Genomic DNA, 26,765 nt, shown 5'->3' with positions numbered 1-26,765 from the left:
GCCCTTGGTCCGCTGCTACGCCTCGCGGGTACCGGCGTACATGTCGTCGATGAGCTCCTTGTAGGCGCGCTCGACGACCGGCCGCTTCAACTTCAGGCTGGGCGTCAACTCGCCGTGCTCGACGTCGAGATCACGCGGCAGGAGCCGGAACTTCTTGATCGTCTGCCAGCGCTGCAGACCCTGGTTCAGCTCCTGTACGTAGCCGTCGACGAGCGCGACGGTCCGCTGGTCGGCGACCACCTCGGCGTAGGACTTCCCGGTGATGCCCTGCTCCTCGGCCCAGCCGAGGATCGCAGGCTCGTCGAGGGCGATCAGCGCGGTGCAGAAGTTCCGGTCGGCGCCGTGCACCAGGACGTTGGAGACGTACGGGCAGACGGCCTTGAACTGGCCCTCGACCTCGGCGGGCGAGATGTACTTGCCGCCGGACGTCTTGATCAGGTCCTTCTTCCGGTCCGTGATCCTCAGGTACCCGTCCGCGGACAGCTCACCGATGTCCCCGGTGTGGAACCACCCGTCGCTCTCCAGGACTTCGGCGGTCTTCTCGGGCAGACCGTGGTAGCCCTCCATGATGCCGGGGCCGCGCAGCAGGATCTCGCCGTCGTCCGCGATGCGCACCTCGGTGCCGGGCAGCGGCTTGCCGACGGTGCCGGTGCGATACGCCTCACCGGGGTTGACGAAGGAAGCGGCACTGGACTCGGTGAGTCCGTACCCCTCGAGGATGTGGATGCCGGCACCGGCGAAGAAGTAGCCGATCTCCGGCGCGAGCGCGGCGGACCCCGACACACAGGCCCGCATCCGGCCGCCGAAGGCCTCCCGCAGCTTGCTGTAGACGAGGGCGTCGGCGACCTTGTGCTTGGCCCCGAGCCCGAACGGCACCGAAGCCGTCCCGGTCCTGCGGAAGTTGTCCTGGCTGACCTTCGCGTACTCGCGGGCGACCCCGGCCGCCCACAGGAAGATCTTGTACTTGGCGCCGCCGGCGGCCCGCGCCTTGGCCGCGACACCGTTGTAGACCTTCTCGAAGATCCGCGGCACGGCCGCCATGTAGGTCGGCTGGACCACCGGCAGATTCTCGATGATCTTGTCGATCCGCCCGTCGACGGCGGTCACGTGCCCCAGCTCGATCTGCCCGCTGGTGAGCACCTTGCCGAAGACGTGCGCGAGCGGCAGCCACAGGTACTGCACGTCTTCGGAGTTGAGCAGGCCCGTCGCCGCGATGGCCTTCGCCATGTACGACCAGTTGTCGTGCGGAAGGCGCACGCCCTTGGGCTTACCCGTGGTGCCCGAGGTGTAGATGATCGTGGCCAGTTGGTCGGCGGTGATGGCGCCGATCCGCTCCTTGACCGCGTCCGGGTTCTTCTCCAGATAGGCCGCACCGCGCGCCTCGAGGTCGGCGAGCGAGAGCACCCAGCCCTCGGGGTCGCCCTCGGCCGCGAGGTCGCCGTCCGCGTCGATGACCACGACGTGCTGGAGCTCCGGCAGTTCGGCCCGGCGCTCCCGCGCCTTGGCCAGCTGCGCGGCGTTCTCGGCGATCAGCACCCGACTGTCCGAGTCGGACAGGATGTACGCGGATTCCTCGGCGTTCGTCGAGGAGTAGACGGTCGTCGTGGCCGCGCCCGCGCACAGGATGCCGAGGTCGGCGAGGATCCACTCGATCCGGGTGTCGGAGGCGAGCGCGACCCGCTGCTCCGCCTGTACGCCCAGGTCGATCAGTCCGGCTGCGATCGCGAAGACCCGCGTCGAGGCCTGTTCCCAGCTCAGCGACTTCCAGTCGTCGGGCCCCTCGCCCGAGGCCACCGGATAACGGTAGGCCTCGCCGTTCGGCGTGGCCGCCACGCGCTCCAGGAAGAGGTTCGCCACGGAGGGCGGTCGGTTCTCGATCATGGTCTGTGTGTCGCTCACGACATCCTCCGGCCCGCGACAGTGCATGCGACTGGCTTGCTGCGGCTTGCTTGCGGCTGCCCTGCTTGCGGCTGCTGGTGCGGCTGCTTGTTTAACTGGCGAGTAACCATCGAGCAGTGATCAGAGTAGAGCGCTCCGGCCCGGCGCGTAAGGGGCGGCGGCCTGTCACTTCCTACAGAGACCGTTGCTGGTCGCAACCGGTCGGAGCACGGGAAAAAGCACGCCACGTCGGGACACGAGAAGAGGCCCGCCACGCGAGGTGCGTGGCGGGCCTCTGCCCGAAGCGAGAGCCGTGCCTCAGGTGACCGAGGCTCCGACCCCGGCGATGAGGTCGGCGAGGATGTCGACATCGAGCCCGACGTTGGTCTCGTTGGTCAGCGAAGTCGAGATGCCCGCCGGACCGTTCACCTTCGCACCGGTGTCGGCGTTGGCGCCGTTGACTTGGCTGTTGACGCCGATGTCGACCAGCGCGCCGACGTCGAGGCCGACGTCCACGTTGCTCTCCACCGCGGCAGCGGCATCGACCGTGGCGGTGGCATCCGCCTTGGGCGGCTTCGGCCCGGCCGCGGAAGCCACCGAGGTACCGGCGCCGAGCAGCAGAACCGCCGTGCAGACCACACCGGCCGCCCGCATCATCACGTTCTTGTTCATGGGAATTACCTCCTTCAAACAGGAACGGTAACCAGAATTGGGCCAATCTAACGGCGATAATTCATCTGCACACACAAAACACCCCAAGGGCCCATTAGGAATACAAATAAAATGCGGGCCCGGCGCAATGCGCCGGGCCCGCGATTCACCTTGCCGCCGCTCGAGGAAACGGCAGGGTATGCGCCTGAGTGATTCAGCCGCCGATCGGCATGCCGCCGACCAGGCCCGAGCCCGGGAGGGAGCCGGAGGCACCCTTGGTGGCGCCGGCCAGCGCGTTGGTCTTCGACGCCAGGTCGTTCTTCGTGGCGAGCTTGTCGGCGACCTTGCCGAGCGCACCCACGACGACCTCGGCGTTGACGTCCTTCAGCGGGTTCTTGACGTCCGTGTTCGAGACCGTGCTGCTCTTCGCCAGCTGGTTGTCGTCCTTCGCCGGAGCGTTGTCGACGTCGTCCGCGAAGGCGGGCGAGGCAACACCAAGGGCCATGACGGAACCGGCAACGAGCGCAGCAGCCTTCGAGTACTTCACTTTGAAATCCCTTTCTGTAGCGGCGTTCTTCACGGTCACGACCGTCGTGCCGCCCGAGCGTCTTGCTGGCCGCTCGGAACGCCGCTGCCACCCTTCGTAACGGGACGCCCCTGCCTGCGGAAACTCTAAATCTGAGGCTTTTTTGGCATTCACTCGGATGCCGCAAGCGCTTTTCCAATTGACACATCAACGCAAAAGGCGCCCGTCCGGTGGGGGACGGGCGCCTTTCGCTGAGCCTGGCGGCCCGGCGGAGGGTCGAGCGGTCGGGCTACTTCTTCTTCGAAGCGCTCTCGTCGCTGGAGAGCACCGCGATGAAGGCCTCCTGCGGGACCTCCACGGAGCCGACCATCTTCATGCGCTTCTTGCCTTCCTTCTGCTTCTCGAGCAGCTTGCGCTTACGCGAGATGTCACCGCCGTAGCACTTGGCGAGGACGTCCTTGCGGATGGCACGGATGGTCTCGCGGGCGATGACACGGGAGCCGATGGCGGCCTGGATGGGCACCTCGAAGGCCTGCCGCGGGATGAGCTCGCGAAGCTTCGCCACGAGCCGCACGCCGTACGCGTACGCCGCGTCCTTGTGCGTGACGGCGGAGAAGGCGTCGACCTTGTCGCCGTGCAGCAGGATGTCGACCTTGACCAGGCTGGCGGACTGCTCGCCCGTGGGCTCGTAGTCCAGCGAGGCGTAGCCACGGGTCTTGGACTTCAGCTGGTCGAAGAAGTCGAAGACGATCTCCGCGAGCGGCAGCGTGTAGCGGATCTCGACACGGTCCTCAGAGAGGTAGTCCATGCCGAGGAGCGTGCCGCGACGGGTCTGGCAGAGCTCCATGATCGAGCCGATGAACTCGCTGGGGGCGAGGATCGTGGCGCGTACGACGGGCTCGAAGACCTTGTCGATCTTGCCTTCGGGGAACTCGCTCGGGTTGGTGACCGTGTGCTCGGTGCCGTCCTCCATGACCACGCGGTAGACCACGTTGGGGGCGGTGGCGATCAGGTCGAGGCCGAACTCGCGCTCCAGGCGCTCGCGGATCACGTCCAGGTGCAGCAGGCCGAGGAAGCCGACGCGGAAGCCGAAGCCGAGGGCCGCGGAGGTCTCCGGCTCGTAGACCAGCGCGGCATCGTTGAGCTGCAGCTTGTCGAGGGCCTCGCGCAGGTCGGGGTACTCCGAGCCGTCCAGCGGATACAGGCCCGAGAACACCATCGGCTTGGGGTCCTTGTAGCCGCCCAGGGCCTCCGTGGCGCCCTTGTGCAGCGAGGTGATGGTGTCACCGACCTTGGACTGCCGGACGTCCTTCACGCCGGTGATGATGTAGCCCACCTCACCGACGCCGATGCCGTCGGCCGGGGTCATCTCCGGCGAGGAGACACCGATCTCGAGCAGCTCGTGGGTGGCTCCGGTGGACATCATCCGGATCCGCTCGCGCTTGTTGAGCTGACCGTCGACGACTCGTACGTACGTCACCACACCGCGGTACGAGTCATAGACCGAGTCGAAGATCATCGCGCGGGCGGGGGCGTCCTTGATGCCGACCGGGGCCGGGACGTCCCGGACCACGCGGTCGAGCAGCGCGTCCACGCCGACGCCGGTCTTCGCCGAGACCTTCAGCACGTCCTCCGGCTGGCAGCCGATGAGGTTGGCCAGCTCCTCGGAGAACTTCTCCGGCTGGGCGGCCGGCAGGTCGATCTTGTTGAGCACCGGGACGATGGTGAGGTCGTTCTCCATCGCCAGGTACAGGTTCGCGAGCGTCTGGGCCTCGATGCCCTGGGCCGCGTCGACAAGGAGGACCGTGCCCTCACAGGCGGCGAGGGAGCGGGACACCTCGTACGTGAAGTCCACGTGTCCCGGGGTGTCGATCATGTTCAGGATGTGGGTCTTGGCCTGGTCGTCGCCCTCGGTGGGCGCCCAGGGCAGACGGACCGCCTGGGACTTGATCGTGATGCCGCGCTCGCGCTCGATGTCCATGCGGTCGAGGTACTGAGCACGCATCTGCCGCTGGTCGACCACTCCGGTCAGCTGGAGCATGCGGTCGGCGAGCGTGGACTTGCCGTGGTCGATGTGCGCGATGATGCAGAAATTGCGGATCAGAGCCGGGTCGGTACGGCTCGGCTCGGGCACATTCGTAGGGGTCGCGGGCACGCAGGGTCCTGATTCTTGAGACGTCCGCAGCTCTCTGCGGCCTCGGGTCGGATCTATACGTAGCTTCCATCGTCCCATGCGCGGCGGACTGCGCTCGGTTTGGGCCGGTCGGGTGGCCACTGGTAGCCTGGTGAGCTGTGTCTTCTGGCCCTCTCAGCGAGGAGGCACACCCAATGAAGAATCATCGAACCTGAAAAGGCTCTTTCGTGGCGAACATCAAGTCCCAGATCAAGCGGAACAAGACCAACGAGAAGGCGCGCCTGCGCAACAAGGCCGTCAAGTCGTCGCTCAAGACCGCTGTCCGCAAGGCCCGTGAGGCTGCCGCCGCGGGTGACGTCGAGAAGGCCACCACGGCCCTTCGCGCCGCCAACCGTCAGCTCGACAAGGCTGTCTCCAAGGGTGTCATCCACAAGAACCAGGCCGCCAACAAGAAGTCGGCGCTTGCGACCAAGGTTGCCTCCCTCAAGGGCTGAGCTCCTGAACTCGAGCTCTGCTGAGTCTCACCGACTCCGCCGAGCTCACCTGATGTGATCGCCGGGACGGATCAAGCGGGCCCTCTCTTCCGCTCCTGACCGGCACCCCCGTGCCGCACACGGCCTGCGTTCGCCACGCGGGTGCGGCGCACCAAAGCTTCAAGCAAAGGCCCCGGCCGATGTCCTCCCCAGGACTTCGGGCGGGGCCTTTGTGCTGCCCGTACAAGGGCAAGCAGGTGCTGGGCTCGGGGCTCAGCGGGCGCCCCGGGAGCGGGCCGCCCGGGCCACCGTGACGACCGCCTTCTCCAGGGCGTACTCCGGGTCGTCCCCGCCGCCCTTCACGCCCGCGTCCGCCTCGGCGACGGCCTTGAGGGCGGCCGCGACGCCGTCCGGCGTCCAGCCGCGCATCTGCTGGCGGACCCGGTCGATCTTCCAGGGCGGCATGCCCAGCTCCCGGGCGAGGTCGGCGGGGCGGCCGCCGCGGGCCGAGGAGAGCTTGCCGATGGCGCGGACGCCCTGGGCCAGCGCGCTGGTGATCATCACGGGGGCGACGCCGGTGGACAGGGACCAGCGCAGCGCCTCCAGCGCCTCGGCGGCCCTGCCCTCCACCGCCCGGTCGGCGACGGTGAAGCTGGAGGCCTCGGCGCGGCCCGTGTAGTACCGGCCCACGATCGCCTCGTCGATCGTGCCCTCGACGTCCGCGACCAGCTGGGACACGGCGCTCGCCAGCTCGCGCAGATCGCTGCCGATGGAGTCGACCAGGGCCTGGCAGGCCTCGGGCGTCGCGGACCTGCCCAGCGCCCGGAACTCGCTCCGGACGAACGCGAGCCGGTCGGCCGGCTTGGTCATCTTCGGGCAGGCCACCTCGCGGGCGCCCGCCTTGCGCGCCGCGTCGAGCAGACCCTTGCCCTTGGCGCCGCCGGCGTGCAGCAGGACGAGGGTGATCTCCTCGGCGGGGGTGCCGAGGTAGGTCTTGACGTCCTTGATCGTGTCGGCGGACAGATCCTGCGCGTTCCGCACCACGACGACCTTGCGCTCGGCGAAGAGCGAGGGGCTGGTCAGCTCGTCGAGGGTGCCGGGCTGCAGTTGGTCGGGGGTGAGGTCACGCACGTCCGTGTCGGCGTCGGCCGCTCGGGCAGCGGCCACGACCTGCTGCACGGCACGGTCGAGCAGCAGATCCTCCTGGCCCACCGCGATGGTGACGGGGGCGAGCGGATTGTCGTTTGCGGGGTTCCTGGCCATTGCCGTCAAGGATCCCACGGGGGACTGACAGTCCGGTGCGGGCCGGGATACCGGGGCGGGCTGCGTGCGGGCCGGTCCGGCGCGTGGGCGAGAATGTGCACGTGAGTGACGTACGACATGTGCTGGTGCTGCCGGACCGCGATGCCGCGGAGGAGGTGGCGCGGGAGCTCGCCGAGCGCTTCGGCGTCGGCGAGGAGCCGCAGATCCTTCGGGACGCCCTGGCCGGCGAGGACGACGCCGAGGACGCCCAGTGGCTGGTCGTCCTCGCGGACGCCGACGGGCGGCTCGACCCCGCGGCGCTCGACGAGTTCGCCGCGGAGTACGAGGGCTGGCGCGAGGAGCCGTAGGGAGCTGCCGCAGGTCAGCGCTTGGGCTGCTCGGGGAGCCGGTCGAGGGCGATCCCGAAGTGTTCCCGGTAGGCCGTGAAGACTTCGGCGTCGGTGCTGAGTTCCTCGGTCTTCCGCTCGCCGTCGACGGTGGTCGTCAGGGTGCGGCCGCTGAGCGTCACCCGGCCGTGCTCGGTGAGCAGGGAGCAGACCAGCGACCGGGTGAAGTGCGAGTCGGGCGAGGTGCGGTGGTACCAGGCGCCGCTCTTGAACTCCTCGAGTTCGCGCGGGCGCCGGTCCAGGAGGAACTCCGGCTTGCCGTCCTTGAGGACGTCGAGATCCCCCGCGGGGGCGTCGGCGATCCGGAACGTACCGCCGGGATCCTCCTGCTCGCCCCGCTCGTCGAGGGCCAGCGGGAGGTGACTGTGCGAGCCGAACCCGATGTCGGCGAGCCAGGGCCCCTCCGAGGTGTCCACCCGCAGCGCCATGTGGTCGTACGGAATGCCGAGACGCCCCTCGGAGCCGTACACGCGGGCCTGGAGCAGCGTCACCTGGAAGCCGAGGGAGCGCAGCAACTGGGCGAAGGCCCCGTTCAGTTCGTAGCAGAAGCCTCCTCGGCGGGCGTCCACGACCTTGGCGACCAGGGCCTGCTCGGTGAGCTCGATGTCCTCGCCGAGGTGGATGGAGAGATTCTCGAAGGGGACCGTGCGCAAGTGCCGCAGATGCAGGTCGCGCAGGGCCCCGGCAGTCGGTACGGCAGGCCGCTCCGCACCGATCCGGCGCAGGTAGGCCTCGGTCCAGTTGTGATCCATGGGACCAGTCTGGCCCGGATGCGGCGTCGGCGACCAGGCGGTGGCCGGGGTCCGGTGGGGACGGTGGGCATGGCAGGGATGGCGGGCACGGTGGGGACAGCGGGGACGGCTTCGGGCGTCGCCTCGGGTGGGGCCGACGCGCCAGCACGGTCACTCCTTGCGTGGCTGGGGAGGCGCGCATGAACTCACCACCTGGGGCTTGGTCTTGGCCTTGGCGTGCCGCGGCGCGGTGGGGCGGTTGCCGGTGCGCTCCCCCGGTGGGCACCGCGCGCAGGGCGGAGCCCGCTCCGGTCACCGCGATCGCGCCGTCCGTGTCCGTACGCAGGACGGCCGCACCCGAGGACCGCAGCGCCTCGATCGTGCGGGGTGAGGGGTGTCCGTACGGATTGCCCGTCCCACAGGAGATCAGCGCGAGCCGTGGTCGGACTCGGTCCAGGAAAGCGGGGTCCTGGTAGGCGGAGCCGTGGTGGGCGACCTTGAGGACGTCGATGGGCGGCAGGGCCGGGGCGGTGCGCAACAGCGCCTCCTGAGCGGGTGGTTCGAGGTCTCCGGTGAGCAGCAGGGTCACTCCCGCGGTGCGCACCAGAAGGGTGACGCTGGCGTCGTTGGGGCCCTCGGGAGCGGGGGCGGGCATGGCGGCCGTGGGGGGCCAGAGGACCTGCCAGCGCACCGGCCCGGCCCGGCGCCGCTCCCCCGCTGCCGCCTGGACCATCGGGACACGGTGAGCGGCGGCCTGGACGCGTACGAACTCGGCCTGGTCCCACGGTTCTTGGAGCCCCGTCGCCTGAATCGCGCCGACCGCGCGGCCGCGCAGGACACCGGGCAGCCCCGCGACGTGATCCGCGTGGAAGTGAGTGAGCAGCAAGAGTGGGATGCGCGTGACACCGAGCGAGCGCAGGCAGCGGTCGACGAGAACCGGGTCCGGGCCCGCGTCGATGACCACCGCGGTGCCCGCGCCGGTCGAGAGGACGGTGGCATCGCCCTGCCCGACGTCACACATCGCGAAGCGCCAGCCGGGCGGCGGCCAGCCGGTCATCATGCGGGTCAGCGGGACCGGGCGGAGCACTACGAGGAGCAGGAGCAGGGCGCAGGCCAGGGTAGCCAGACGGTGCCTGAGGAGTCTGCGGCCGAGCAGGACGACGACCACGGTGACGACCGCCAGCAGGAACGCGCCCCGCCAACTTCCCGGCCAGTCCACCCCGGCCCCCGGCAGAGCGGCGCCGGTGCGGGCGATGTCGGCGATCCACCCCGTGGGCCAACCGGCGCACCAGGCCAGCGCCTTACCGGCCGGCAGCGCCAGCGGTGTCACGGCCAGGGCCGCGAAGCCGAGCACCGTGGCCGGCGCCACCGCGAACTCGGCGAGCAGGTTGCAGGGCACCGCCACCAGACTGACCCGGGCGGCCAGCACAGCGACGACGGGAGCGCAGACGGCCTGGGCAGCGGCGGCCGCGGCGAGCGCCTCGGCGAGCCTGGGCGGCACCCCGCGGCGCTGCAGGGCCTGGCTCCAGCGCGGGGCGAGGGTGAGCAGGGCGCCGGTGGCGAGGACGGAGAGCAGGAAGCCGTAACTGCGGGCCAGCCAGGGGTCGTACAGCACCAGGACCAGGACCGCGGTGGCCAGGGCCGGGATCAGTGACCGGCGCCGCCCCGTGCCGATGGCGAGCAGCACGATCAGCCCGCAGGCGGCGGCGCGCAGCACGCTCGGGTCGGGTCTGCAGACGATGACGAAGCCGAGGGTGAGCGCCCCGCCGAGCAGGGCGGTGGCTCTCAGCGAGATGCCGAGCCGTGGCGCGAGGCCCCGTCGCTCGGCACGCATCGCGGTGCCGGGCGGGCCGATCAGCAGCGCGAGGACGATGGTGAGGTTGCTTCCTGAGACGGCCAGGAGGTGGGTGAGATCAGTGGCCCGGAACGCGTCCTGCAGCTCGATCGGAACGCGCGAGGTATCCCCGACCACGAGCCCCGGCAACAGCGCACGGGCGTCCGGCGCCAGCCCGTCGGTGGCCTCGCGCAGCCCGGCGCGCAGCCTGCCCGCGGTGCGTTGGAGGGCAGTGGGCTGCCCGATGATGTGCGGCGGTTCACCTTCCGGCACGCGCAGGACGGCCGCGATCCGGTCACTGCCGGGCAACGGCGGAGCGAGCCGCACACTCAGCCGGAGCCGGGTGGAGGGGAGCAGGCCGAGCCAGGAGGTGGGGCCTGTACTGCTGTCGCGGGCCGCGGGAGCGTGGCTGCCCGCGGGGTCGGCGGCTCCCGCACCGCTTGGCCTCCCACGGGTGTCGGCCTCGCGTTCTCCGGGCTCACCGGGAGTGGGCTCACGGGCCAGGAGCAGGACGGGAGTCCGAGCCGTGGTCGCTGCGCCGTCGCGTGTGACGACCCGCGTGACGTCTGCCTTGAGCACGACGCCCGGCCGGGGCAAGCGATCGCCCTGTACGCGCGGGCGGGACAGCCGGGGATCCTCCGTGACCTCCAACTCGACGGTGGCGTACGCGTATTGACGGGCGAGGTCGGGCAGCGGCCCACGGTGCAGGTCCGCCGCGTGCAGCCCGGCGGACGCGGCCGCCGCTCCGGCACACAGCAGAGCCACGGCTGCGGCCACGGAGAGCCGGCCCCACCCACCGCCCGCCGCGGCTCCGAAGCCCCGAACCGGTCCGGCATGCGATCCCCCCATCGAACCACCGGCCCGGTCCACCCCGGGCCCGCCCGCACGCCCCTCACCCACATCCCCCTCAGAAGCCGCCCCCCGCCTTCCTCGCACCACTTCCACGACCAACAGCCCCATCGCAAGCGCCACACAGGCCGCCACCACCACAGTGGTCCACCGCGCGGACCCCCCCAGCGCCACGGCGGCCGTGCCCCAGGCCGCCAGCGCGGGAGGCACCAGGCGGAGGTCGGCCGGTCCTTCCTGCCGGGGGTGCGAGGCGCCGAGCCGGTGCTCGGCCGCCTCGTGAACTGCCGGGCGCCTCATGGCCGTACCGCGTTCCGCAGATCCGCGAAGCGGCGGTCGCCGATGCCGTTCACCTGGCGCAGTTCCTCGACGGAACGGAAGCCTCCGTGCTCGGTGCGGTAGTCGATGATGTGCTGGGCCAGAACCGGCCCGACCCCCGGCAACGTGTCCAACTGCTCGGCGGTGGCGGAGTTGAGGCCGACCACGCCGCCCGCCGGTCCCGCACCGGCTCCGGACCCAGAGCCGGAGCCGGCGACAGGAGGAGCGGCGCCGGGGGCAGCCCCGACGACCACCTGCTCGCCGTCCACCAGCACCCGAGCCCGGTTGATCCCCCTGAGATCCGTGCCCGACCGCACCCCGCCCGCCGCCCGCAGCGCGTCCTCGACCCGTGAGCCCGGCGGCAGTCGGTGAATGCCGGGCCTGCGCACCTTGCCGCCGATGTCCACGACGATCCGGTCACCGGGACCACCCCCGACTCCCGGCCCGGCCGCCACCGAAGACGGGGCATCCCCGGCCTCCGAGCCCGCTCCGGCCGCCGCCATGTCTCCCGCGCCTGCGCCCGCACCACTGCCGCGCACCACCTCCGGCGCCCGCACCGCCTGCGGCCGCCCCGACCAGAAGTGCTGCACCGCGAACCCGGCCGCGAGCACCAGGACCGCGGCCAGCGCGACCAGGCTGCCGCGCTCCAGCCCGCACCTCAACTGCAGCCACAACGGCAGCCGTTCCCGCACAGCCGGCCACAGGCGGGCCACCTGGGCCCGACGCACCGGCGCCCTCTCCTCACCGGCAGCCGAGGGGGCGTACGAGCTCAAGCCCGCGGTCGCCTCAGCCTCAGCAGCAGCCACACCTGCACCCGCACCCGCAGTCACCTCGGGGCCATCGACAGCAGCACCAGGCGACTCAGCAGGCAGCGACTCAGGCGCAGCCCGGGCCGATACCCCGCCCGACGCCCCACCCGATCCCCGCGCGGCTTGGTCGAACATCGCCTCCGCCCGCAGCCGCAGACGCTCGGCCGAGGCATGCCGGCGTCGGGCGCGCCCACGCACCTGGAGGGGACGGCGCCGGACCCGGCCGTCGGAGGCCGGTCCACGTCCGGGGCCACTGCTGGCGACAGAAGATCGAGGAGTCATGCCCGCGACGCTAGGCAACTCGCCCCAAGCTTGCTGATCTTGCTCAATTCCCGGGGAATACCCAGCAGTTGTGGATAACTCGGTCACCCACACGAGCCACAAAGGCCCCACTCACACGTCACGTCACGTCACGTCACGTCACGTCACGTCACGTCACGTCACGTCACGTCACGTCACGTCACGTCACACGGATCCGGAACCAGACCGACGATCGCAGTCCCCGTCGCAGCCCCCGCCACCCCGAAACCACACCCCTCACCGAGGCGAAACCACAGCCCCCAACAACCCGGGCCCCGTATGCGCCCCGATCACCGCCCCCACCTCGCTCACATGCAGCTCCCCAAGGCCGGGCACCCGCTCCCGCAACCGCTCCGCAAGCGCGGCCGCCCGCTCCGGCGCCGCCAGGTGGTGCACCGCGATGTCGACCCGGCTCGTCCCGGCCCGCGCCGCCACGATCTCCTCGAGCCGGGCGATCGCCTTGGACGCCGTACGTACCTTCTCAAGCAGCTCGATCCGCCCACCGTCCAGCTCTAGCAGCGGCTTCACCGCGAGGGCCGAGCCGAGCAGCGCCTGCGCGGCGCCGATCCGCCCGCCGCGGCGCAGATAGTCCAGGGTGTCGACGTAGAAGTACGCGGCAGTCGAGGCGGCCCGCTTCTCCGCGGCGGCGACCGCCTCGTCGACCGTGCCCCCCGCCTCCGCGGCCTCCGCGGCCGACAGTGCGCAGAAGCCCAGCGCCATCGCGACCATGCCGGTGTCCACCACCCGCACCGGCACCGGAGCTTCCTTCGCGGCAAGCACCGCGGCGTCGTACGTACCGGAGAATTCCGCCGACAGATGCAGTGAGACGATCGCGGTGGCCCCCGCGTCGGCGGCCGCGCGATAGGCGGCGGCGAACTGTTCGGGGCTGGGACGGGAAGTCGTCACCGGACGCCGCTTCTGCAGCGCGAGGGCCAGCGAGCGGGCCGAGATCTCGGTGCCCTCTTCGAGCGCCTGATCGCCGAGGACCACGGTCAGCGGAACCGCGGTGATGCCGTGCCGCTCCATCGCCCGCTGCGGCAGGTAGGCCGTTGAATCAGTGACGATCGCGACATGGCGGGACATGAGCTGGAGATTACCTGCCCCGGCACACGGGCGGCAGCCCGGCCCCGTCCGGCCGGAACTCCGACCGAGGCGCCGGCCGGAGCGCCGCCCGGGACTCGGTCAGGTGGTGCCTTCGGGACGCGCCTGCTTCTGCCAGGGGTACGTCACCGGACGGCTCGGCGCGATCGCCTGCGGACCGTCGTCGTCACTCGCCCTGGCCTGCTCGGGCCAGGTCTGCTCGGCAGGTGCCGCGGGGCCGTCCACCAGGGTCGGCTCCGGCCAGGTCTTCGGCGCCGGGCCGGCGCTCCCGGATGCCGCGCCCGTCCCCGAGCCGTGGGTTCCGGCCTCCGGAACGGCGTCCCAGTGCCGCAGCGCCCCCGATTCGACGTCGATCTGCCGCCCCAGGTCCGCCAGGTCGTCGTCCGCGAACTTCCGGGCCCGGTCCCGGGCCGCCCAGCGCAGCGAGTCCGCCGCGTCAGTGATCTGTTGCGTACGTTCCCGGAGCTCGGGCAGCCGCTCGCCGAGCCTGCCCTTGTCGGGCTCGCGCTCCAGGAGCCGCAGCGCGTCGTCGAGCTCGTGACCGTGCGCGCTGAGCCGCTCGAAGAGCCGCATGGATTCCTGCAGCGAGGCATCCTCCGCGATGCCAGCGCCCAGTGCGTCCTGGGTGGCCCGCATCGACGTGCGCAGCTTCAGCCGCAGCTGCGCGAGCTCGCCCGCGGGCCCCGGCTGGGCAAAGGTCCTGGCCCGCAGCTGCGTGTCCTCCACGGTGCGCCGGGCCTGCGCCACGGTACGGTCCACGCCGCGCTTGGCCGCCGTCACGACCTTGACCGTGACGAACACCCCCAGCGCCACGAACAGCACAAAGAGCAGCGCCACTACGGCGATCACTGCTTCCATCGGGGCTCCTCCTGGGCTGGGCCGTCACCTCCACGGTAAACGCGCCGGGGCAGGCCGGGAGTTCCTTCGAACCCCCAACCTGCCCCTACCTTCCCCGTAGGGGAAGAAACCGGGTCACGCCGGAACGATCACACGGCCGCGCTCACACGGGCGTGCTCACACGGACAGGAGCACGCGGAAGCGATCACGCGGGGACGATGTTCACCAGCTTCGGCGCCCGCACGATCACCTTGCGGATCCCGGCGCCGCCCAGCGCCTCCACGACCTTCTCGTCGGCCAGCGCCAGCTGCTCCAGCTCCTCGTCGGAGATCGACGGGGAGACCTCCAGGCGCGCCTTGACCTTGCCCTTGATCTGCACGACGCAGGTCACGGCCTCGGCAACGGCGTACACCGGGTCGGCGACCGGGAAGTCCTGGTGGACCACCGAGTCGCTGTGGCCCAGCTTGCGCCACAGCTCCTCGCCGATGTGCGGGGCCAGCGGCGCGACCAGCAGCACCAGCGGCTCGGCGACGCTGCGCGGCAGCGCGCCGCCCACCTTGGTCAGGTAGTTGTTCAGCTCGGTGACCTTGGCGATGGCGGTGTTGAAGCGCATCCCGTCCAGGTCCTGCCGTACGCCGTCGATCGCCTTGTGCAGGGCGCGCAGCATGGGCTCGTCGGGGTCGGCCTCGACCACGGTGGCCTCACCGCTCGCCTCGTCCACGACGTTGCGCCACAGCCGCTGCAGCAGCCGGTACTGGCCGACCACCGCGCGCGTGTCCCACGGCCGCGAGACGTCCAGGGGGCCCATCGCCATCTCGTACAGGCGCAGGGTGTCGGCGCCGTACTCGACGCAGATGTCCTCCGGAGTGACCGAGTTCTTCAGGGACTTGCCCATCTTGCCCAGCTCGCGCTTGACCTGCTCGCCCTCGAAGAAGAACTTGCCGTCGCGCTCCTCGACCTCGGCGGCCGTCACCGGGAAGCCGCGGCTGTCCCGGTAGACGTACGCCTGGATCATGCCCTGGTTGTACAGCTTGTGGAACGGCTCGGCCGACGAGATGTGGCCCAGGTCGAACAGCACCTTGGACCAGAAGCGCGCGTACAGCAGGTGCAGCACGGCGTGCTCGGCACCGCCGACGTACAGGTCGACACCGCCCGTCGGCTGCCCCTCGCGCGGGCCCATCCAGTACTGCTCGATGGCCGGGTCGACCAGCTTCTCGCTGTTGTGCGGGTCCAGGTAGCGCAGCTCGTACCAGCACGAACCGGCCCAGTTCGGCATGGTGTTGGTCTCGCGCCGGTACGACTTCACGCCGTCGCCCAGGTCCAGCTGGACGTTGACCCACTCCTGGTTGCGCGACAGCGGCGTCTCCGGAGAGGTGTCGGCGTCGTCCGGCTCGAAGGTGCGCGGCGTGTAGTCGTCGACCTCGGGCAGCTCCAGCGGCAGCATCGACTCGGGCAGCGAGTGCGCGACGCCGTCCTCGTCGTAGACGATCGGGAAGGGCTCGCCCCAGTAGCGCTGGCGGCTGAACAGCCAGTCGCGCAGCCGGAAGTTGACGGTGCCCTCGCCGATGCCGCGCCCGGCCAGCCACTCGGTGATCTTGGCCTTGGCCTCGACGACGCCCAGGCCGTCCAGGGCGATGTCGGCACTCGACGAGTTCACGATCTTCGCGTCGTACGAGACGAACGCGTCGTCCCAAGTGGACGGGTCCGTACCGCGGTCGTCCGAAGGCTCGACGACGCAGCGCATCGGCAGCTCGAAGGCGCGCGCGAAGGCGAAGTCACGGGTGTCGTGCGCCGGGACGGCCATGATCGCGCCGGTGCCGTAGCCCATCAGCACGTAGTCGGCGATGAAGACCGGGACCTGCTCGCCACTGACCGGGTTGGTCGCGAACGCGCCGGTGAAGACGCCGGTCTTCTCCTTGGCGTCGGCCTGCCGCTCGACGTCGGACTTGGCGGCCGCGAACGCGCGGTACTTGGCGACGGCCTCGGCCGGGGTGGCGTGCCCCTCGGTCCACACGTCGTGCGTGCCCGCGGGCCACTCGGCCGGGACGATCTTGTCGACCAGCTCATGCTCGGGCGCCAGCACCATGTAGGTCGCGCCGAACAGCGTGTCCTGGCGCGTGGTGAACACCGTGATCGCGCCGGAGTCGCCGACGGGGAAGTCGACGCGGGCGCCCTCGGAGCGGCCGATCCAGTTGCGCTGCTGCAGCTTGATGGCCTCGGGCCAGTCCAGCGCGTCCAGGTCGTCGATCAGGCGGTCCGCGTACGCCGTGATCCGCATGTTCCACTGGCGCAGCTTCGACTTGAAGACGGGGAAATTACCGCGCTCGGAGCGGCCGTCGGCGGTCACTTCCTCGTTCGCCAGTACGGTGCCCAGGCCGGGGCACCAGTTGACGGGGGCGTCCGAGGCGTACGCCAGGCGGTAACCGGTCAGCACGTCGGCACGCTCGGCGGCAGTCAGCTCGCTCCACGCGCGCGTGGCGCCCGCTTCGCCTGCCGGGACGACACGCTCACCGCTCTCGAACTGGGCGGCCAGCTCGTCGATCGGGCGGGCCTTCTGCGCGTCCGCGTCGTACCAGGAGTTGAAGATCTGCAGGAAGATCCACTGGGTCCACTTGTAGTACTCCGGGTCGATCGTCGCGATCGAGCGGCGCTTGTCGTGACCCAGACCCAGCCGGCGCAGCTGGCTCTTCATGTTGTCCATGGCGGCTTCCGTCGACACACGCGGGTGCGTGCCGGTGGCGACCGCGTGCTGCTCGGCGGGCAGGCCGAAGGCGTCGAAGCCCAGCGTGTGCAGGACGTTGTGGCCGGTCATCCGCTGGAAGCGGGCGAAGACGTCGGTGGCGATGTAGCCCAGCGGGTGGCCGACGTGCAGGCCCGCACCGGAGGGGTACGGGAACATGTCCATGATGAACTTCTTGGGCCGGGCGACGACTTCGGCGTCGCCGGCCAGGTCACCGGTGGGGTTGGGGGCCGCGTACGTGCCGTTGGCGTCCCAGAAGTCCTGCCAGCGTGCCTCGATGTCGGCCGCCATGGCAGCCGTATAGCGGTGAGGGGCTGCGACTTCGGCAGCCGAATTCGTCTCGCTCATGATCCTTAAGGCTCCATCGATCGTCTCTGCCGGCGGTCTCGGCTGCGACGTACAGCCGAAATGAAAAATCCCCTCGCACAGGAGGGGACGCCGCGCTGACTCCGACCGCCCTGGCTACGACGGCCAGTGGTCGGGACTCTTCAGCGCGGCTCGCTAAGCAGAAGGCGTACGGCACGCATGGCGTCAGGGTACCGCAGCGCCTCCAGGGCCCGCATCGAGCTTCTGGCCGGACCCCACCGGGTGCGGGGTTACTCGGCGTACCGCCTTGTACCGGGGCAACACCACAGCACGATCGCCACTTGATAACGACGCAATAACTCAAACCCCGTACCGGCCGGTATGGAGCCACTTAGCATGCGGCAGCGGGACGAACTTTTCGAACCATCCGGAGTCACCCCCATGAACTCTCGAATCTCCCGAATCTCCCGAAGCCCTCATCACAAGATCGCTTCCGGTGCCCCTCGCGAGTTGAGCCGCATCACGCGCGGGGTCTTATCGACGGCATTACTACTGCTGATACCCGTGACCGTCCTCGTCGCCGGTGACGGATTTCGCACCGCCCTGGACTTCACCACCGGAGTGCTCTCGCTCGTGGCGCTGACCTGCTCCGTGGTGTGGGGCCTGGTCGCCTCCGACCGGCTCTTCCTCAGCAGCAGACAGCGACTGCTCGCCCAGGGCGTGCACCGGGCCACCGCGGTCGCCTCGATCGGCTTCCTGCTGCTGCACGGCACGGTCAAGATCGCCCTCGACCATGTGTCGCTGCTCGGCGCCCTGGTCCCGTTCTCGCTCGGCGTGCGCGGTACGTCCGGGCTCATCGGCTTCGGTTCCCTCGCGGGCCTGCTCATGGTGGCGACCGGCGTCACCGGGGCCCTGCGCAGCGCCTTCGCCTCGCCCGCGCGGGTGGCGGGCCGCTGGCGGGCACTGCACATGCTGGCCTACCCGGCCTGGTGCTCGGCCCTGGTGCACGGCCTGTACGCGGGCCGGGAGCCGAAGCCGTGGGTGGTGACCCTGTACTGCCTGTGCCTGGCCGCCGTCGCCGGGGCGATCGCCCTGCGCAGCGCCCCGCTGCCGATCAAGCGGAAGGTCGCCGCCCGCATCCTCGCGCTGCTGCGGCCCGTGCCGGACGCGGCGTCCGCCCGCTCCCCACAGGAGCCCCCGGCCCGCCGCACCGCGCCCCTGCCCGGCCTTGCGGCCGCCGAGACGCCTCCGGAGCTGTCCGAGCTCCCGTCCCAACTCCCGCCGCGGCACGGCCCTTTCGAGCCCCCGTCGCCCGGCCTGTACGAGGCCCTCCCACAAGCTCTCGGCTCGGGCCCGTCGGGCCCCACCGGCATGGCGGCCGCCTACCGCGCGGTCTCCGCCGCCCCCGGCGCCCGCCCCGCCCCGGAACCTCGCTGGCCCGCCCCCTCGCCGCCCCTGCCGACCGAGGCCCACTCGGCGACGGACGAGCCGCCCGGATACGCACCGGTCGCCTACGACCCGTACGACACCGGAGCAACCCCCACCTACCAACCCGTCGCCTACGACCCTTGCGACACCGGCGGGACCCCCGCCTACGACCCCTACAGCACGAGCAACACCGCAAGCACCGGCAGCACAGGCAGCACAGGCAGCAGCGACACCCCGCTGTACGACAGCCTCACCGACACCACTCCCCTGCCCGGCACACCCCCCGCCCCCTTCCAACCCCCCAGCGCAGGCAGCCCCTGGACCACGCCGTCCACCCCGAGCACGCACAGCGCCACCGGAGGCCGCCGTTGAACGCGCCCCTGCCCGATGTCCCCGAGGTCCGCGTCGTCGGCCTCCCCCAGCTGACCTCCGGCTTCGACCTCGTGGAGCGGCTCGACCTGTCGATGCACCTGAAGGTGCACGGGCCCCTCGAACCCGTGCGCGGCGAGCGTCTCGCCGCCCTCGCGGACGAGATCGCCCTGCGCGGCCGCGGCGGGGCGGGCTTCCCCTTCGCCCGGAAGCTGCGCGCGGTCGCCGAGGCGGCCATCAAGCGGGGCGTACGTCCCGTCGTGGTCGTCAACGGCAGCGAGGACGAGCCCGCCTGCCGCAAGGACACCGTCCTGATCAACCGCGCCCCGCACCTCATCCTCGACGGCGCCCTCCTTGCCGCCGAAGCGCTCGGTGCGCGCACTCTTGTCATCGGTGTGACCCGCGACTCCACCGAGGCCTCGATGAGCGCGGCCCTCGCGGAACGAGGTCTGTCCAACCGCAGAAACGCCGCCATACGCGCGCGCGTGCAGCGCAATCCCGAGCGCATGGTCACTGGCGAGGCCTCGGCCCTGGTCCGCTCCGCCGACGGCGGCCCCGCGCTCCCGCCGGGCCGCAAGGTCCGCGCGTCCGACTCGGGCGTGGGCGGGGCCCCGACCCTCCTGTCGAACGCCGAGACGTTCGCCCAGCTCGCGGTCGCCGCCCGGATCGGCGCCGCCCGCTACCGGCACACCGGCCTCTTCGAGGAGCCCGGCACGGTGCTGCTCACGCTCTCCGGAGCGGTGGCCCGCCCCATGGTCGTCGAGGTTCCCACCGGGGTACCGCTGCGCTACGTCCTGCAGCTGGCCGGGGCCCCGCCGCTCCCGCAGGGCGTGCTGACCGGCGGCTACCACGGCGCCTGGCTGGACTCCCTGACCGCGCACGACGCCGTGGTCTCGCGCGCCTCGCTCGAGGCTCTCGGCGGCGCGCTCGGCGCGGGCGCGGTGCTGCCGATCGGCCCCGAGACCTGCCCGCTGGGCGAGGCCCTGCGGGTGGCCCAGTGGCTGGCCGCCGAGAGCTCGGGCCAGTGCGGCCCCTGCCGGCTCGGCCTGCCCGCGGCGGCGGCCGGGCTCGCCGATCTGCTGGCCGGCGGCGGCCCCGCCGCCCTGGAGGCGCTGCGCGAGGTCACGCGCGCGGTGAACGGCCGCGGCGCCTGCAAGCACCCGGACGGCGCCGCGCGCTTCATCGACTCCACCCTCTCCGCCTTCAAGGACGATCTTGCCGCGCATGTCCTGAGCGGCGGCTGCGGCCGCGAGACCAGCGGCGTACTGCCGTTGCCCGCGCCGGGGCAGCAGGAGCTCGGCCTGCCGAGCGGCGAGAAGCTGGCGGTCGACTGGACCCTCTGCCAGGGCCACGGCCTGTGTGCGGACATCGTCCCCGAACTGATCCGGCTCGGCCCGGACGGTTTCCCGTCCGTCGCCGACGCCGCGGTCCCGCTGCCGCTCCGGGGACGGGCCCAGCGCGCCGTACGCCGCTGCCCCGCACTCGCCCTCCGCCTGGAGCGCACACCGGGCGAGCCCCCGTCCCGTCCCGCACTCCTGAGCGCCCCGGACCGCAAGGCCCTGGACAGCGGCCGGAGTTGAGGCCCGGCCGGCCACGTACGCCCGCGCACAAGACGTCGACGTACGCCCGGGGACAACGCGAGGACGGGCCGCCCGATCGGACGGCCCGTCCTCGCGTCACTCCACGCACGTCACTCCCCGCACGTCACTTCAAGAGGGCAGCAGCTCGGGCCGGAGGGCCAGATCGCGCAGCTGTGTGCGGGTGAGCGGCGGAGCGTCGAGGAGCGGGCCCAGCCGCCTGCCCTCGCCCAGGAATCCTTCGGCGTCGCTGATGGTCAGCACCCCGCCATCCGGCAGGTTCAGCCAGGCCGTGAACCTCTCGCCCCAGAGCACCTTCGCGTCCGTCTCCTGCCAGATCGACAGGCCCCGGCCGTTCGGCAACCGCTCGCTGGTGCAGTCGTCCGGAGGCGTGTTGCCCGCTCCGGGAGCGCAGAAGTCCTCCGGAAGCCCCTCCTTGGCATCGACCTCCTCCGGCGTCATCACCGTGACCGTCAGATGACCGACCCCGCCGTCCCGGCGCACCGCGTAGTGGCCGTCGAGCGGGCCCACCGGTTTCGGCCCGTCCGGCCAGGAGACCTCCTCGATCTTCCCCACTCCCGCGGGCAGCAGCTTCGCGAGCTCCGCTGCCCGACCCGTGGAGGCCGCGGGACCCGCCCCCTGCGGTCCGGCGCCGTTCGCCAGGAACACCGGTACGCCGGTGACCACCACGGCACCGACCGCGGTCAGGGCGGCACGCCTGCGCCAACGCAGCCGTGCGGCCCGTCCGTACACCGCCTGATCGGACCCCCGCGACGGCCCCGCCTCCTCCGCCACCCGCGTGAGCAGGGCCTTCACCGCCGCGTTCTCGTCGCCGTTCATACGTACTCCTCCCGCATCACGGCGCGAAGCGCCTCCAGCCCCCGTGCCGTGTGGCTCTTGACGGTGTTCTCCCGCATGCCGAGCAGTTGCGCGGTGTCCTGCACGCTCAGGTCCTCCCAGTAGCGCAGGACCAGCACGGCCCGCTGCCGCGGGTTCAGCCCGGCCATCGCCGCGCGCAGCGCCAGCGCGCTCTCGGGGTCTCCAGCCGGTGCGGGGCGGTCGGGCAGTTCGCCGTACGCCTGCTCCCACCGCCAGAACCGACGGCGGCCGGCGATGAACGTATTGACCAACGTCTTTCTGGCGTATGCCTCGACGTTGTCGAGGCGACGCAGCCTGCGCCAGCCGAGCACCACCTTCACCAGCGTCGCCTGGACCAGGTCCTCGGCCTCGTCCCGGTTGCCGCAGAGCAGATAGGCGCTTCGGAACAGCGCGCCGCGTCTCGCCTCGATGAAGGCGTGCAGCGGCTCCTCGTCCGACGTCATCCCCCGCCCCTCTCCCGGCCCACGGGTGCGGACCGTCCTTACCCTTTCAGTGCGCTGGGCAGGCCGGGAGGTTGCAGCCGCGCGTCAATGACCGTCCCAGGGGCGGCGGAAGATCCCGGGAAACGCAAAAATCCCGTCCGATCGATGCGATCGGACGGGATTCACTGTGGAGCTAAGGAGATTCGAACTCCTGACCCCCTGCATGCCATGCAGGTGCTCTACCAACTGAGCTATAGCCCCTCACTGCGTGCCGCCCCGGGCCTTGCCCTCGGCGACGTCGACAACATTAACGGGCAACCCGTCCCTGCACCAAATCGTTTGTCCTGGCCCCTGGCAGTGCCCCACCCACCAGGTACTGTCGTATCGCGTGACCACTGTGGTGCGGGCAGTCCCGAAGACGAACGAGGACCGGCGGCAGAGCGAGCGGGACTGGGGCGCCGGGGCGCCGAGCAGACGCGGCGTGCTGACGGCCCTGGCCGTCTGCCTGCTCTCCTTCACCGCGTTCTGGATCGTCCAGCGCCTGGCCGGGGTGACCCTGCTCGACGTGATGGTCTACCGCGCGGAGGGCATGACCGTCCGCCAGGGCGGCGACCTCTACGCGATGCTGGCCACCGAGCACGAGCTGCCGACCACCTACCCGCCGTTCGCAGCCCTGCTGTTCACGCCGCTGACGCTGCTCTCCGTACCGCTGATGCGCACCCTCGCCACCGGCTTCAACCTGCTGCTCGTCCTCGGTGTGGTGTACCTCGCCCTGCGCCTGGTCGGGAACTGCCTGCGGCTGCCGTCCCTGCAGCAGCGCGGGCGGCGCTTCGTCGTCGCGCTGTGGATGTCCGCGCTCCTGGTGTGGAGCGAGCCGGTGTGGACGACGCTGCGGTACGGCCAGATCAATCTGCTGCTCGCGCTGCTCGTCCTGTGGGACCTGACCCGGCGGATCGACAACCGCTGGGCCGGCATCGGCATCGGCATCGCGGCCGCGATCAAGCTCACGCCCGCGCTGTTCGCGGTGATGCTCTTCCTCGCGGGTGTGGTTCAGGCGGTACGTCTGATCCGCGCGGGACAGCGCTGGTGGAACCCCCGGCTCCGTCAGGCGGCCGTGGCGACCGGGACCTGCGTGCTGGTCTCGGCGGCGAGCGCGGTCGTCCTGCCGTACGACTCGCGCCGCTTCTGGACCGAGATGATCTTCTCGGCGAACCGGCCGGGCAAGGCCGAGGACACCGCCAACCAGTCGCTGCGCGGTGTCGTGGCCCGGCTGCTGCACACCGCCGACCCCGGCCTGTGGTGGGCGGCCGCGGCCGCTCTGGTCGCCGTGGCCGGGCTGACCGTCGCGGTGGCCCTGCTGCTGCGCGACCGGGTCGCCTGGGCCACCATCGCCTGCGGGATGACCGCCCTGCTGATCAGCCCGGTGTCCTGGTCGCACCACTGGGTGTGGGCGGTGCCCGCGCTGATCCTGCTGATCGCGGAGGTCCGCCGCTCGGGCAGCCGACGGCTCCTCGCGCTGACCTCGGTGGCGTTCCTGGTCTTCTACTCGTTCTCGCTGTGGTGGGTGCCGCACTCGGGCAGCAGCATGTCTGTCCGCCATGAACTCGACCAGAATCCCGGGCAGTTCCTGCTCTCGGCCGGCTACGCCCTGTTCGGTCTCGCGTTCCTGACGTTGGCCGCGCTCCGGCTGCGTACGACGGAGGCGGCGAGCACCGAGGCCCAGAGCGGAACTCAGGCCGAGGCTCAGGCCGGAACTCAGGCCGTCGCGAAGGAGTAGAAGCGCTTGAGCGTGCAGTGCTCGTCGAGCAGCCGGCCATAGATCGGCTCGCCCTCGAGTTCGCGGTACGTCTCGATCGGGTCGCCCTTTATGATCAGCGCCCGCGCGCACTCCTCGCACCAGTACTGGTACTCGGAGTTGACTGGTTCCATGTCGCGGACGATCGGCGTACCACTGCCGCACCAGTCGCATTTCCGCCTGTGTGCACCCATCGATCAGCTCCAGCTGTGGCCACAGGCCGTGCACACATAGGAGATTCCGCCGTTGTCGCCGAGTACCTGGGCGACGTGGGCGGAACCGCAGGACGGGCAATTCAGGGCAGCGGGGCCGAAAGGGGCCTCGTTCGGGGGGCAGGTGAAGCGGAGCGCGTATTCCGGCAGCCAGTCGTAGCCCTGTGCCTCGGCCACGTCGAGCAGGTCGTTGACCTCCTCGAGGATGCTCGCAGGCATCAGGCGTCTCCCTCCCGTCGGCGCTCATCGCCGGTGTTGGGACCCCCTTCCGGCCCGCTCGATTCTGCCACGGTCATGCAAATGGGTCAGCGACGCGCGCGTACCAGTCCGGACACGGCGCCCACAGCGGCCGCCGCGGCCAGCGCATAAGCGCACACGAGGAGCGCATCGGCAGACCCTTGCGCCCCTGCGAGCGCACCCGCGCTCTCAAGGCGGTTGAGGAACAGCGTGCCGAAGGTGGCGACCCCGATCAGCTGCCCGAGCTGGGTGACCGTGGCGAGTAGTCCGCTGGCGTCCGCCGCGTCCTCCTGCCGTACGGTCGCGAGCGCGCCGGTGAGCGTGGGGCTGAAGCCGAGCGCCAGACCAGCGCCGACGCCCGCAAAGGCCACATAGAGCCAGAATCCGCCGTCGCCGCCGTCGCGGAGCACCAGCCCCACCGCCGCCACCGACACGGCGGCCAGCGCGAACCCGGCGGGAATGAGCGCCCCTTGGACGCGCCGGGGCCAGCGTCGCCAGGTCAGCCCGATCGCGCCGAACACCGCGGCGGTCGGTGCGAAGGTCAGGCCCGCGCGCAGCGCGCTGTGCCCGAGGCCGCCCTGGAAGTGCAGGGTCAGCGTGAACAGGAAGCCCGCGTTCACGCCCATCACGAGCAGAATGCGCACGATCGCCCGGCCCATGCCGGGAATCCGCAGCACACGCGGTGCGATCAGCGGCGCACCGCCCCGCGCCGCCAGCCTGGCCTCGTACGCCACGAACGCCGTGAACAACACGGCACTTGAGGCCAGCGACAGCCAGGACCAGAGCGGCCAGTCCTGCTCCTGCCCGAGCACCAGCGGCACCGTGAGCAGCGACACCGCGCCACCGAGGAGCACCAGGCCCGGCAGATCGAGCCCACGCGCGCGTTCCGGCTCGTCCAGGCGGTCCTTGGGCAGTACGCGCGCGCCGACGACGAGCAGGGCGATGCCTATCGGCACGTTCACCAGGAACACCGGGCGCCAACTGGTGCCGAACAGATCGGCGTTGACCAGGACGCCGCCCGCGACCTGCCCCGCCGCGGCCCCCGTGGCGAGCACGGCGGAGTAGGCGCCGAGCGCCCGGACCCGGGCCTCGCCCACGAAGTTGCGCTGGATCAGGCTGAGCACCTGCGGGATCATCACCGCCGCGCCCGCGCCCTGCACCAGGCGGAAAGCGATCAACTGGCCGGTGCCCTGGCTGAGCCCGCAGGCCAGGGAGGCGGCGGTGAAGAGCGCGATGCCGGCCAGATGGACCCGACGGTGGCCGAGGCGGTCGCCGAGCCTGGCGCCGGTGATCAGCAGGACGGCGTACGAGATGCCGTATCCGGCGACCACGAGCTGCAATCCGGCGCCGGACGCGTCGAGTTCGGTGCCGATCGTGGGAGCCGCGACATTCACGATGAACACGTCGAGCAGGGCCATGAACTGAGCGGCAAGGATCAGCGCGAGGAGCTGTCCGGGGCGCCGGGCGGGGCGCATGTCAGTGGCAGCGGCTTTACTTGGTGGAGCAGTTGAAGCAGTTGGACCAGTCGAATCAGTGGTCGTCGTCATGGCATCGAGCCTGACGGCAGGTGGGTACGGGTAACAAGAGCCCGCTGATACAGGTACTGACAGCACCTGGCAAGGAAGCCGGGCCCGTTCGACCATGGGGGATGTGACAACGATGGCCGTGAGCACACAGCGCCGCCGGCCCGAGCTGGCCGCGTTCCTGCGCAGCCGCCGGGCCCGGGTGACACCCGAGGACGTCGGCATGCCGCCCGGCCTGCGCCGCCGCACTCCGGGCCTGCGCCGCGAGGAGGTCGCCCAGCTCTCCGGGGTCGGGGTGACCTGGTACACGTGGCTGGAGCAGGGCCGCCCGATCAACGCCTCGGCGCAGGTCCTGGACGCCGTGGCCCGCACCCTGCGCCTCGACCGGCCGGAGCGGGAGCACCTGTACCACCTGGCGGAGGTGCCGCACTCACCGGACGACGAGGACCAGGCCTGCGCCCTGGAGGTCGGCCCGGAGATCCAGGGCATCCTCGACGCCCTGGACCCCAATCCGGCCGTGGTCTACAACGCCCGATACGACGTCCTGGCCACCAACCCCGCCTATCGCGACCTGTTCTTCCCTCCGCCGATGGGCGACTCGAACCGGCCCAATGTGCTGTGGGGACTGTTCATGGTTCCGGAGCCGTCCTGTCCCCTGGTGTTCCGCGAGTCCGAACTTCCCGTGATGGTCGCGCAGTTGCGCGGGGCGTACGGGCGGCACGTGGGCGAGCCCGCGTGGGAGTCGTTCATCAGCCGGCTCTCGGCGGCCAGCCCGTTCTTCGCCGAGCTGTGGGCCAGCGGTGACGTGGTGCCGCCGGGGTCACGGGTGAAGACGTTCCGGCACGAGGCGGTGGGCGAGATGCGGATGACCTCGGTCTCCCTGTCGATCAACGGCATGCCGGAGGCCCGCATAGTGACCTACACACCGAACGACGGGCAGAGCCGCGACCGCATGGGCGCCCTGCGGGAATTCATGCGGGCCACCACCACCCAGCCCTCCTAGGCAGACATCTCCGGGCCGGAAACGAAGAATCCCGCCCGGTCGAAATGACCGGACGGGATCTTCTGTGAATGTGGAGCTAAGGAGATTCGAACTCCTGACCCCCTGCATGCCATGCAGGTGCTCTACCAACTGAGCTATAGCCCCTTGCGTTCTTCCCGCTCGGCGGGCGAACAAGAAGAACTTTAGC

Annotated in this window: 21 protein-coding genes, 2 tRNA genes and 1 pseudogene; 6 read left to right on the top strand and 18 right to left on the bottom strand. The window is 70.9% G+C overall.

The window, feature by feature from the left end:
* Positions 1-15: 15 nt before the first annotated feature.
* The 4 genes from OG430_RS31855 to lepA form a co-directional block, all read right to left on the bottom strand.
* On the bottom strand, positions 16-1,899 hold the full coding sequence (locus tag OG430_RS31855) for an AMP-dependent synthetase/ligase (protein ID WP_327356082.1): 1,884 nt from the start codon (positions 1,897-1,899) through the stop codon (positions 16-18).
* A gap of 297 nt (positions 1,900-2,196) precedes the next feature.
* Positions 2,197-2,550 carry a hypothetical protein gene (locus OG430_RS31850; protein ID WP_327356081.1) on the bottom strand — a complete coding sequence of 118 codons (354 nt, stop codon included), beginning with the start codon at positions 2,548-2,550 and terminating at the stop codon, positions 2,197-2,199.
* A gap of 193 nt (positions 2,551-2,743) precedes the next feature.
* The gene (locus OG430_RS31845) at positions 2,744-3,076 is read right to left on the bottom strand and encodes a hypothetical protein (RefSeq protein ID WP_327356080.1); all 333 of its coding nucleotides are present in this window, start codon (positions 3,074-3,076) and stop codon (positions 2,744-2,746) included.
* A gap of 268 nt (positions 3,077-3,344) precedes the next feature.
* The gene (gene lepA / locus OG430_RS31840) at positions 3,345-5,210 is read right to left on the bottom strand and encodes a translation elongation factor 4 (RefSeq protein WP_327356079.1); all 1,866 of its coding nucleotides are present in this window, start codon (positions 5,208-5,210) and stop codon (positions 3,345-3,347) included.
* A gap of 206 nt (positions 5,211-5,416) precedes the next feature.
* Here lepA and rpsT point away from each other — a divergent pair, with 206 nt between their 5' ends.
* Positions 5,417-5,683: a 30S ribosomal protein S20 gene (gene rpsT / locus OG430_RS31835; RefSeq protein WP_327356078.1), complete on the top strand. Its 267-nt coding sequence runs from the start codon at positions 5,417-5,419 to the stop codon at positions 5,681-5,683.
* A gap of 252 nt (positions 5,684-5,935) precedes the next feature.
* On the opposite strand, the gene holA is transcribed toward rpsT, so the two are convergent.
* On the bottom strand, positions 5,936-6,925 hold the full coding sequence (gene holA, locus OG430_RS31830; RefSeq protein WP_327356077.1) for a DNA polymerase III subunit delta: 990 nt from the start codon (positions 6,923-6,925) through the stop codon (positions 5,936-5,938).
* A 101-nt stretch (positions 6,926-7,026) separates the two neighbouring features.
* Between holA and OG430_RS31825 the strand changes: the two genes are divergently transcribed.
* The gene (locus OG430_RS31825; protein ID WP_327356076.1) at positions 7,027-7,272 is read left to right on the top strand and encodes a hypothetical protein; all 246 of its coding nucleotides are present in this window, start codon (positions 7,027-7,029) and stop codon (positions 7,270-7,272) included.
* Between the two features lie 14 nt (positions 7,273-7,286).
* On the opposite strand, the gene OG430_RS31820 is transcribed toward OG430_RS31825, so the two are convergent.
* From OG430_RS31820 to leuS, 6 genes and pseudogenes are all read right to left on the bottom strand, one after another.
* Positions 7,287-8,063: an arylamine N-acetyltransferase family protein gene (locus OG430_RS31820; RefSeq protein ID WP_327356075.1), complete on the bottom strand. Its 777-nt coding sequence runs from the start codon at positions 8,061-8,063 to the stop codon at positions 7,287-7,289.
* Between the two features lie 256 nt (positions 8,064-8,319).
* A pseudogene (locus OG430_RS31815) lies at positions 8,320-11,022 on the bottom strand (ComEC/Rec2 family competence protein); the annotation flags it as partial.
* Entirely contained in the window at positions 11,019-11,768 is a 750-nt protein-coding gene (locus tag OG430_RS31810) for a ComEA family DNA-binding protein (RefSeq protein WP_327356074.1), read from the bottom strand. The gene OG430_RS31810 and the pseudogene OG430_RS31815, both read right to left, overlap by 4 nt.
* A 618-nt stretch (positions 11,769-12,386) precedes the next feature.
* Positions 12,387-13,232 (bottom strand): DegV family protein, encoded by an 846-nt coding sequence (locus OG430_RS31805; RefSeq protein ID WP_327356073.1) that lies wholly within the window; start codon positions 13,230-13,232, stop codon positions 12,387-12,389.
* 99 nt (positions 13,233-13,331) lie between these two features.
* Positions 13,332-14,108 (bottom strand): hypothetical protein, encoded by a 777-nt coding sequence (locus OG430_RS31800; RefSeq protein WP_327356072.1) that lies wholly within the window; start codon positions 14,106-14,108, stop codon positions 13,332-13,334.
* A 184-nt stretch (positions 14,109-14,292) separates the two neighbouring features.
* The gene (gene leuS / locus OG430_RS31795; protein WP_327356071.1) at positions 14,293-17,175 is read right to left on the bottom strand and encodes a leucine--tRNA ligase; all 2,883 of its coding nucleotides are present in this window, start codon (positions 17,173-17,175) and stop codon (positions 14,293-14,295) included.
* A 522-nt stretch (positions 17,176-17,697) separates the two neighbouring features.
* On the opposite strand from leuS, the gene OG430_RS31790 reads away from it, so the two are divergent.
* Together OG430_RS31790 and OG430_RS31785 are read left to right on the top strand one after the other, a co-directional pair.
* A complete protein-coding gene (locus OG430_RS31790; protein ID WP_327356070.1) occupies positions 17,698-18,933 on the top strand; it encodes a cytochrome b/b6 domain-containing protein in 1,236 nt (411 codons plus the stop codon).
* Positions 18,930-20,510 (top strand): NADH-ubiquinone oxidoreductase-F iron-sulfur binding region domain-containing protein, encoded by a 1,581-nt coding sequence (locus OG430_RS31785; protein ID WP_327356069.1) that lies wholly within the window; start codon positions 18,930-18,932, stop codon positions 20,508-20,510. Before OG430_RS31790 ends, OG430_RS31785 begins: the two co-directional genes overlap by 4 nt.
* Before the next feature lie 129 nt (positions 20,511-20,639).
* Here OG430_RS31785 and OG430_RS31780 read toward each other — a convergent pair whose 3' ends face one another.
* The 3 genes from OG430_RS31780 to OG430_RS31770 all read right to left on the bottom strand — a co-directional run bounded on the left by OG430_RS31780 (position 20,640) and on the right by OG430_RS31770 (position 22,069).
* The gene (locus tag OG430_RS31780) at positions 20,640-21,347 is read right to left on the bottom strand and encodes a hypothetical protein (RefSeq protein ID WP_327356068.1); all 708 of its coding nucleotides are present in this window, start codon (positions 21,345-21,347) and stop codon (positions 20,640-20,642) included.
* Positions 21,344-21,829, bottom strand: coding sequence for a SigE family RNA polymerase sigma factor (locus OG430_RS31775; RefSeq protein WP_327356067.1), 486 nt, complete (start codon positions 21,827-21,829; stop codon positions 21,344-21,346). Before OG430_RS31775 ends, OG430_RS31780 begins: the two co-directional genes overlap by 4 nt.
* A 167-nt stretch (positions 21,830-21,996) precedes the next feature.
* Positions 21,997-22,069, bottom strand: a tRNA-Ala gene (locus OG430_RS31770).
* A gap of 220 nt (positions 22,070-22,289) precedes the next feature.
* On the opposite strand from OG430_RS31770, the gene OG430_RS31765 reads away from it, so the two are divergent.
* Positions 22,290-23,585: a glycosyltransferase 87 family protein gene (locus OG430_RS31765; protein ID WP_327359309.1), complete on the top strand. Its 1,296-nt coding sequence runs from the start codon at positions 22,290-22,292 to the stop codon at positions 23,583-23,585.
* Here the strand turns inward: OG430_RS31765 and OG430_RS31760 are convergent.
* The 3 genes from OG430_RS31760 to OG430_RS31750 all read right to left on the bottom strand — a co-directional run bounded on the left by OG430_RS31760 (position 23,564) and on the right by OG430_RS31750 (position 25,527).
* Positions 23,564-23,797: a hypothetical protein gene (locus OG430_RS31760; RefSeq protein WP_282536901.1), complete on the bottom strand. Its 234-nt coding sequence runs from the start codon at positions 23,795-23,797 to the stop codon at positions 23,564-23,566. The two genes, OG430_RS31765 and OG430_RS31760, sit on opposite strands and share 22 nt — an antisense overlap.
* Positions 23,798-23,800: 3 nt before the next feature.
* Entirely contained in the window at positions 23,801-24,034 is a 234-nt protein-coding gene (locus OG430_RS31755; RefSeq protein ID WP_327356066.1) for a hypothetical protein, read from the bottom strand.
* A gap of 86 nt (positions 24,035-24,120) precedes the next feature.
* Positions 24,121-25,527 carry an MFS transporter gene (locus OG430_RS31750; RefSeq protein ID WP_327359308.1) on the bottom strand — a complete coding sequence of 469 codons (1,407 nt, stop codon included), beginning with the start codon at positions 25,525-25,527 and terminating at the stop codon, positions 24,121-24,123.
* A 184-nt stretch (positions 25,528-25,711) separates the two neighbouring features.
* Between OG430_RS31750 and OG430_RS31745 the strand changes: the two genes are divergently transcribed.
* Positions 25,712-26,578: a helix-turn-helix transcriptional regulator gene (locus OG430_RS31745; protein ID WP_327356065.1), complete on the top strand. Its 867-nt coding sequence runs from the start codon at positions 25,712-25,714 to the stop codon at positions 26,576-26,578.
* 71 nt (positions 26,579-26,649) lie between these two features.
* On the opposite strand, the gene OG430_RS31740 is transcribed toward OG430_RS31745, so the two are convergent.
* Positions 26,650-26,722, bottom strand: a tRNA-Ala gene (locus OG430_RS31740).
* Positions 26,723-26,765 lie beyond the last annotated feature (43 nt).

This window comes from Streptomyces sp. NBC_01304, assembly GCF_035975855.1.
Taxonomy (GTDB): domain Bacteria; phylum Actinomycetota; class Actinomycetes; order Streptomycetales; family Streptomycetaceae; genus Streptomyces.
Note: the sequence above shows the minus strand (reverse complement) of the source record. Positions and strands in the feature narration are given on the sequence as shown.